Origin of the sequence: Limnohabitans sp. (genome assembly GCF_044361985.1) — a bacterium.
GTDB lineage: Bacteria > Pseudomonadota > Gammaproteobacteria > Burkholderiales > Burkholderiaceae_C > Limnohabitans_A.
Window position 1 is genome coordinate 1 of the sequence record NZ_JBIKHV010000094.1, and the last position, 7,564, is coordinate 7,564.

Annotated in this window: 7 protein-coding genes and 1 pseudogene; 3 read left to right on the plus strand and 5 right to left on the minus strand. The window is 58.4% G+C overall.

What is annotated here, in order from left to right; translation table 11 throughout:
* Positions 1-1,818: methylmalonyl-CoA mutase (scpA, locus tag ACIQ3A_RS12440; protein ID WP_396432050.1), on the minus strand; the 1,818-nt coding region annotated here is incomplete at its 3' end.
* A gap of 186 nt (positions 1,819-2,004) precedes the next feature.
* Here scpA and ACIQ3A_RS12445 point away from each other — a divergent pair.
* Positions 2,005-2,640 (plus strand): GntR family transcriptional regulator, encoded by a 636-nt coding sequence (locus ACIQ3A_RS12445; RefSeq protein ID WP_396432051.1) that lies wholly within the window; start codon positions 2,005-2,007, stop codon positions 2,638-2,640.
* Positions 2,641-2,688: 48 nt separating this feature from the next.
* On the opposite strand, the gene dusA is transcribed toward ACIQ3A_RS12445, so the two are convergent.
* Positions 2,689-3,690, minus strand: a complete 1,002-nt coding sequence (gene dusA, locus ACIQ3A_RS12450) for a tRNA dihydrouridine(20/20a) synthase DusA (protein WP_396432052.1) — start codon at positions 3,688-3,690, stop codon at positions 2,689-2,691.
* Positions 3,691-3,814: 124 nt separating this feature from the next.
* Between dusA and ACIQ3A_RS12455 the strand changes: the two genes are divergently transcribed.
* Positions 3,815-4,234, plus strand: a complete 420-nt coding sequence (locus ACIQ3A_RS12455; protein WP_396432053.1) for an NfeD family protein — start codon at positions 3,815-3,817, stop codon at positions 4,232-4,234.
* A gap of 36 nt (positions 4,235-4,270) precedes the next feature.
* Entirely contained in the window at positions 4,271-5,191 is a 921-nt protein-coding gene (locus tag ACIQ3A_RS12460; RefSeq protein WP_396432054.1) for an SPFH domain-containing protein, read from the plus strand.
* Between the two features lie 105 nt (positions 5,192-5,296).
* Here the strand turns inward: ACIQ3A_RS12460 and phbB are convergent, their stop codons facing one another.
* The 3 genes and pseudogenes from phbB to ACIQ3A_RS12475 form a co-directional block, all read right to left on the minus strand.
* Positions 5,297-6,034, minus strand: coding sequence for an acetoacetyl-CoA reductase (phbB, locus tag ACIQ3A_RS12465; protein WP_396432055.1), 738 nt, complete (start codon positions 6,032-6,034; stop codon positions 5,297-5,299).
* A 118-nt stretch (positions 6,035-6,152) separates the two neighbouring features.
* Positions 6,153-7,334, minus strand: coding sequence for an acetyl-CoA C-acetyltransferase (locus ACIQ3A_RS12470; protein ID WP_396432056.1), 1,182 nt, complete (start codon positions 7,332-7,334; stop codon positions 6,153-6,155).
* A gap of 26 nt (positions 7,335-7,360) precedes the next feature.
* Positions 7,361-7,564 (minus strand): annotated as a pseudogene (locus ACIQ3A_RS12475) (class I poly(R)-hydroxyalkanoic acid synthase); the annotation flags it as partial.

Sequence of the window (7,564 nt, forward strand, 5' to 3'; positions counted from 1 at the left end):
GTCTTGACCCAACTTAGAAATCATCACGCGAGGGCGTCGGCCTTGTTTGTCGGCGAATTCGGCGATGTCGGCTTTGAGCTGGTTCCAGTATTCCATGGTGTCTCCCACGTTGTCGCCGTCGTCGTAGGCAGCGGCGTAGACGCCCGTCACCTTTTGGGTGTCGGCACGGTGACGGCCGAAGGCGGTTTCCAGCGCGTCAGAAATTTCACCCACCGTGGCACGCAAACGCACCGCCTGGATCGACAGGTCCAGCAAGTTGCCCTGGCCCGACTCGGCCGAAGCACTCAGGGCCGCCAGCGCGGCCTGCACTTTGGCGCTGTCACGGGTGGCGCGGATTTTTTTCAACCGCTCTATCTGGCCGTCGCGCACACGCACGTTGTCAATCGACAAGGTTTCGATCGGATCTTCCTTGGCCAGCTTGTACTTGTTCACGCCAACAATCACGTCCTTGCCAGAGTCGATGCGGGCCTGCTTTTCAGCGGCCGCCGCCTCGATCTTCAGCTTGGCCCAACCACTGCCCACGGCCTTGGTCATGCCCCCCATGGCCTCCACTTCCTCGATGATGGTCCAGGCCTTGTCGGCCATCTCCTGGGTGAGCGACTCCATCATGTAGGAGCCCGCCCAGGGGTCGATCACGTGGGTAATGTGGGTTTCCTCCTGAATGATGAGCTGGGTGTTGCGTGCGATGCGCGAACTGAACTCGGTGGGCAAGGCAATCGCTTCGTCAAACGAGTTGGTGTGCAGCGACTGGGTGCCGCCAAACACAGCCGCCATGGCCTCGATGGTGGTGCGCACCACGTTGTTGTAGGGGTCTTGCTCAGTGAGCGACCAGCCCGAAGTCTGGCTGTGCGTGCGCAACATGAGGCTCTTGGGGTTCTTGGCATCAAACCCCTTCATGATGCGGCACCACAGCAAGCGGGCCGCACGCATCTTGGCGATCTCGAGGTAGAAGTTCATGCCCACCGCCCAGAAAAAAGACAGGCGACCGGCAAACTCATCCACGTCCATGCCTTTAGCGATGGCTGTTTTCACGTATTCCTTGCCGTCGGCCAGCGTGAAGGCCAACTCGAGTGCCTGATTGGCACCGGCTTCCTGCATGTGGTAGCCGGAAATCGATATCGAGTTGAACTTCGGCATGTTCTTGGCCGTGTATTCGATGATGTCGCCAATGATCTTCATCGATGGCTCAGGGGGGTAGATGTAGGTGTTGCGCACCATGAACTCTTTCAGAATGTCGTTCTGAATCGTTCCCGAGAGCTTGTCTTGCGTGACGCCCTGCTCTTCGGCGGCCACCACATATCCCGCCAACACCGGCAGCACCGCGCCGTTCATGGTCATGGAGACGCTGACTTTGTCCAACGGAATTTCGTGGAACAAAATTTTCATGTCCTCGACCGAATCAATCGCCACACCGGCCTTGCCCACATCGCCCGTGACACGCGGGTGATCGGAGTCATAGCCCCGGTGGGTCGCCAGGTCAAAGGCCACCGAAACGCCCTGCCCCCCAGCAGCCAAGGCCTTGCGGTAAAAAGCGTTGGATTCTTCGGCTGTAGAAAACCCGGCGTACTGGCGGATCGTCCATGGACGCACCGCGTACATGGTGGCCTGGGGGCCACGCAAGAAAGGCTCAAAACCTGGCAGCGTGTTGGCATAGGGCAGCTCGACCGTGTCTGCAGCCGTGTACAAAGGCTTGACCACGATGCCGTCTGGCGTCTTCCAGTTCAAGGCATTGACATCGCCACCGGGGGCCGACTTGGCCGCTGCTTTCTGCCAGGCTTCTAGGTTGGAGGCAGTGAATTCAAAGGATTTGGACGTCATGGCGCGGGCTTTCGAGACAAAAATGACTGGTTCAGATTTTGGCAGCTTGTGTCTGCTGACCGGCTTACAAATGCTGTGATTTATAATTATTGATGCAGAATATTTTAACCAGCTTACAATTCACCATCTGAAACGACAGCTAAAACATTGAAATTCAGCCCGGTCAACGCCTGCCTTCACCCCACCATGTCTGCCTTGTCACTCGCGCCACGCGCCCTTTATGAAGAAGTCGCCGAACTCTTGCGGCAGCGTATTTTTGCGCGCGAGTTGGAGCCGGGCAGCTGGATTGACGAGTTGCGCATCGCGGAAGCTCTGGGCATCAGCCGCACCCCGATGCGTGAAGCCCTGAAAGTTCTGGCTGCAGAAGGCCTGGTGACGATGAAGGTCCGCCGGGGCGCTTATGTGACTGAAGTCAGCGAAAAAGACCTGCGCGACGTATACCACCTGTTGGCCTTGCTGGAATCCGATGCCGCTCGGGTGGTCGCCCAAACTGCCAGCGCCGAGCAAATGGCCAAGGTCAGCGCATTGCACCAGGAACTAGAAGAAGCCACCCATGACCGTGACCGCTTCTTCCAGATCAACGAAGCCTTTCACATGCTCCTGCTGGAATTGGCCGACAACCGCTGGCGCGACCAAGTGGTGGCCGATCTGCGCAAGGTGATGAAACTCAACCGCCACAGCTCATTGTTTAAAGAGGGACGCATCGAACAGTCCCTGATCGAGCACCGGGCCATCTTGCAGGCCCTGACTGCGCGTCAGCCCGAGCTGGCAGCCGAACGCCTGACGGCGCACTTCATGAATGGCTTGCAAGCGGCGCAATAAGCGCCACCCAAAGCGCCTTTTCAGACGCCTCGGGCAACGGCCCCACCCTCACTCGGTCACCACCGCGCCCCGCGCCAGCGCAGCCCTGGCCTGCAACCAGACTTCTCTTGGGGCGAGTGGCTTGAGCTTGTGGTCACTCCAGACCTGCCGCCACAAACGCCCACCCCGCTGCCCGTGGTACAGCCCAAGCATGTGACGGGCAATGGCATACCAAGGGCATCCGTCCTCGGCATGGGCCCGCTCCATGTAAGCGACCATGGCCTCTTCCACAACTTCACGGCTGGGCACAGCATGGGCATCGCCATAAAACGTGGCGTCCCAAGTACTGAGCAAGCAGGGGTTGTAATAGGCCTCACGACCGACCATCACGCCATCGGCATGCAGTAAATGCGCAGCGATGTCGTCATTGGTCTTGATGCCACCGTTGACTGAAATGACCAGCCCCGGAAAGTCTTTTTTCAGCTGGTACGCCAACTCATAACGCAACGGGGGAATCTCACGGTTTTCTTTCGGGCTCAAGCCATCGAGCCAGGCATTGCGGGCATGCACTGTGAACACTTTGCAACCGGCTTCACTGACAGTGCCCACAAAATCGCGAACAAAGTCGTAGCTTTCAATCCGGTCGATGCCGATGCGGTGCTTCACCGTCACAGGCACATCGACCACATCCAGCATGGCCTTGACACCATCGGCCACCGTGCGCGGCTCGTTCATGAGGCAGGCCCCAAAAGCCCCGCGCTGAACACGGTCTGAAGGGCAGCCACAGTTCAAATTGATTTCGTCGTAACCCCAGTCCTGCCCCAGCTTGGCGGCATGGGCCAGATCGGCCGCATCACTGCCCCCCAGCTGCAAGGCCACGGGATGTTCTTCGGCATTGAAGCGCAAATGCCGCTGCACACTGCCATGGCGCAAGGCGCCTGTGGTCACCATCTCGGTGTACAGCAAGGTGTGCCGGGTCAGCAAGCGGTGGAAAAACCGGCAGTGACGGTCTGTCCAATCCATCATGGGGGCGACCGACAAGCGCCAGCGTTGGGGTTCGGGGAAATGCATGGGGGCTGATTATCCTTGGCTTGCACCGGACTTGGCCCGGCACCGCTTGATCACCCATGGGGAGGGCGTATAAAGGTACACATATAGCCATGCCAATACAAAAACTCTCAAAGAAAGGACTGCTATGAATGACACAACCATGTGGTGGGTGCTGGCTGGCGGATTGGTTGCTTTTGAGCTGGCCAGCGGCACCTTTTACTTGCTGATGCTGGGCTTGGGTGCTACAGCCGGCGCCTTGACCGCAATGGCTGGTTTTGGCACAAACATACAACTTGTGGCTGCGGCCTTCGTTGGCGGCATGGGGGCATTGCTGCTGGCTCAATGGCGCAAGCGCCAACCCACTACCCGTCAAGAAGATAACGACCAGCACTTGGACCTGGGTGCCAGGGTCGAAGTTGAGGCTTGGGATGCGCTGGGCACGGCACAAGTCAAGCACAGGGGAGCGGCTTGGACCGCTGTGCTGGCCCCCGGCCAGACCGCCACCCCAGGTATTTACCGAATTCAGGCCATGGCGGGCAACCGCTTGGTGCTTGAAAAGATTTGAGCACACCGCTCTAACCATTACAAAGGGAATAAATCCATGGAAATCGCTGCCGTCCTCGTGATCATCGCGATCCTGTTCATCGTCAAGACCGTCAAGGTCGTGCCGCAACAAGAAGCCTGGGTGGTCGAAAGACTGGGCAAATTCAACGCCAGCTTGACACCAGGCTTGAACTTTGTGGTGCCCTTTGTCGACAACGTGATCCAAAAGCACAGCCTGAAAGAAATCCCACTCGACGTACCCAGCCAAATTTGCATCACGCGCGACAACACGCAACTGCAGGTCGACGGCATTTTGTACTTTCAAGTCACCGACCCCAAGCTGGCCAGCTACGGCTCGTCCAATTACATCATTGCCGTGACGCAACTGGCCCAAACCAGCTTGCGCAGTGTGATCGGAAAACTGGAGCTGGACAAAACTTTTGAAGAACGCACCATCATCAACGCGCAAGTGGTGGCGGCCATCGATGAGGCCGCGCTCAACTGGGGCGTGAAAGTGTTGCGTTACGAGATCAAAGACCTGACGCCACCCAAAGAAATTTTGCTGGCCATGCAATCACAGATCACCGCTGAGCGTGAAAAACGTGCCCTGATCGCAGCATCAGAGGGCCGCCGCCAAGAGCAAATCAACATCGCTACGGGCGAGCGCGAGGCCTTCATTGCCCGCTCGGAAGGTGAAAAACAAGCGGCCATCAACAAGGCCCAAGGGGATGCGGCGGCTATCACCGAAATGGCCAATGCCACAGCGCAAGCCATCGAACGCATCGCCAGCGCCATCCGCCAACCCGGAGGCGAACAAGCCGTGCAACTCAAAGTGGCCGAACAAGCCGTGCAGGCCTATGCCAAGGTGGCACAAGACGCCAAGACCACGCTGATCGTGCCGGGCAACATGTCCGAAGTCTCAGGCCTGATCGCCTCGGCCATGCAAATGGTGAGCACGGGCAAGCAAGCGAGTAGTTGAGTCTGTCAGCGGACACAAAAAAACCCGCCAAGGCGGGTTTTTTGCGGGTGCTGCGCGCTGGATACTGCCCGGCTGGCTATCAACAAGCCAGGCAAGACAAGCACATCAACCCATGTGCAAACCACCATTGACCGAGAAGTCAGCGCCGGTGGCGTAACCGCCCTCTTCGCTGGCCAACCAGGCGATGATGGAGGCGATTTCGCTGGGCTTGCCCAAACGCTTGACCGGGACGGTCGCCACGATCTTTTCCAGCACATCCGGACGGATGGCGTTGACCATGTCGGTGCCGATGTAACCAGGGCTCACTGTGTTGACCGTGACGCCTTTGGTGGCCAACTCTTGCGCCAATGCCATCGAAAATCCGTGCATCCCGGCTTTAGCGGCCGAGTAGTTGGTCTGGCCAGCCTGGCCTTTTTCACCGTTCACCGAACTGATGTTGATGATGCGGCCCCAACCTTTTTCCACCATGTCGGCGACCACTTGCTTGGTCACGTTGAACATGGAGTCCAGATTGGTGTTCATCACGGCGTCCCAGTCATCACGGGACATCTTCAGGAACATGCGGTCCTTGGTGATGCCGGCGTTGTTGACCAGCACATCAATGTGGCCATGCTCGGCCTTGGTCTTGGTGAACGCTTCCACCGTAGAGTCCCAATCGCCCACGTTGCCAACGCTGGCATAGAAGGTGTACCCCAAGGCTTTTTGTTCATCCAGCCATTTGGCGAAGTCACGGGTCGGACCACAGCCCGCAATGACTTTGAAGCCTTCTTGGTGAAGGCGCTGGCAGATGGCGGTACCAATACCGCCCATGCCACCTGTGACGTAAGCTACTTTTTGACTCATGTTTGTCTCCTTTGTTATGAGTGCAGTGAAATCATTGAAGCCCGCTCAAATTGCTATGGTCAGCTGCCCTTATCGATTGAGCAGTGCGCCAACCCACGCAACTTGAGCGGTGCAGGGATCAATAGCGTTCAATCGCCAGCGACACGCCCATGCCACCGCCAATGCACAGTGCGGCCAAGCCCTTTTTCGCTTGAGTGCGCTGCATTTCGTGCAGCAAAGTCACCAGAATGCGACAGCCGGACGCGCCGATGGGATGGCCAATGGCGATCGCGCCACCGTTGACGTTGACCTTGGCTGGATCGATCTCCAGCGCCTGGTTGACGGCACAGGCTTGCGCAGCAAAAGCTTCATTCAGCTCGAACAAGTCCACATCGGCTGCTTTCCAGCCAGCGCGGGCCAGGGCTTTTTGCGATGCAGGCACGGGGCCCATGCCCATGTGGGCCGGGTCCAGACCGCTGGTACCAAAAGCGGCAATGCGGGCCAGGGGCTTGAGGCCCAAAGCAGCGGCTTTTTTGGCTGTCATGACCATCACGGCAGCGGCGCCATCGTTGATGCCTGAAGCGTTGCCGGCGGTGACACTGCCCGACTTGTCAAAGGCGGGACGCAAACCGGCCAACACGTCGGCGTTCGTTTTCTTGTTGATGAATTCGTCAGCGTTGAACACCAGCGCGTCGCCCTTGCGTTGGGGAATGAGCACATCCACGATTTCGTCCTTGAACTTGCCGGCCTCTTGCGCAGCGGCTGCCTTCCTCTGACTGCCTGCCGCCAGGGCATCCTGCATTTCGCGGGTGATGCCGTGGGCCTTGGCCACGTTTTCCGCGGTGATGCCCATGTGGTATTGGTTGTACACGTCCCAAAGGCCGTCCACGATCATCGTGTCGGTCATCTTCCAGTCACCCATGCGCTGGCCATCACGGCTACCGTTCAGCACATGCGGACTGGCACTCATGTTTTCCTGACCACCGGCGATCACGATTTCGCTGTCACCCCAAGCCACGGCTTGCGCGGCCAGCATCACAGCCTTCAGGCCGGAGCCGCACACGGCATTGATGGTGAGCGCAGGGGTTTCTTTGGCCACGCCGGCTTTCATCATGGCTTGGCGGGCGGGGTTCTGGCCCACACCTGCGGCCAGAACCTGGCCCATGATGACTTCGCCAATGGCATCAACGGGCAAGCCGCTGCGCTCTAACAACGCCTTGATGACAATGCTGCCCAACTCGGTGGCGGGTATTTTGGCAAGGGATCCACCAAATTTACCCACGGCTGTGCGGGCGGCTGCAACGATAACAATGTCTTCCATTTGGGAGTCTCCAGTCGATTGAAAAATCAGGCTTTGGCTTTGACGTAGCGGCCTGGAGCCGCTTCGATGGCCTTGAATTGGCTGCCTTTGCCGTAAGTTTTGGGTGCAGCGATTGGTTTGCCGGCGTGGCTCTTGAGCCAGTCCGACCAATCGGTCCACCAACTGCCAGGGATTTCTTTGGCGCCCGCTATCCAGTCATTGGCTTCGGCCGGGAACTTGCCATCTTCGCG

Excerpts from the sequence above, each read along its gene's own strand:
- ACIQ3A_RS12445 (WP_396432051.1), top strand. The coding sequence starts at position 2,005 with ATGTCTGCCTTGTCACTCGCGCCACGCGCCCTTTATGAAGAAGTCGCC.
- dusA (WP_396432052.1), bottom strand. The coding sequence starts at position 3,690 with ATGCATTTCCCCGAACCCCAACGCTGGCGCTTGTCGGTCGCCCCCATG.
- ACIQ3A_RS12455 (WP_396432053.1), top strand. The coding sequence starts at position 3,815 with ATGAATGACACAACCATGTGGTGGGTGCTGGCTGGCGGATTGGTTGCT.
- ACIQ3A_RS12460 (WP_396432054.1), top strand. The coding sequence starts at position 4,271 with ATGGAAATCGCTGCCGTCCTCGTGATCATCGCGATCCTGTTCATCGTC.
- phbB (WP_396432055.1), bottom strand. The coding sequence starts at position 6,034 with ATGAGTCAAAAAGTAGCTTACGTCACAGGTGGCATGGGCGGTATTGGT.
- ACIQ3A_RS12470 (WP_396432056.1), bottom strand. The coding sequence starts at position 7,334 with ATGGAAGACATTGTTATCGTTGCAGCCGCCCGCACAGCCGTGGGTAAA.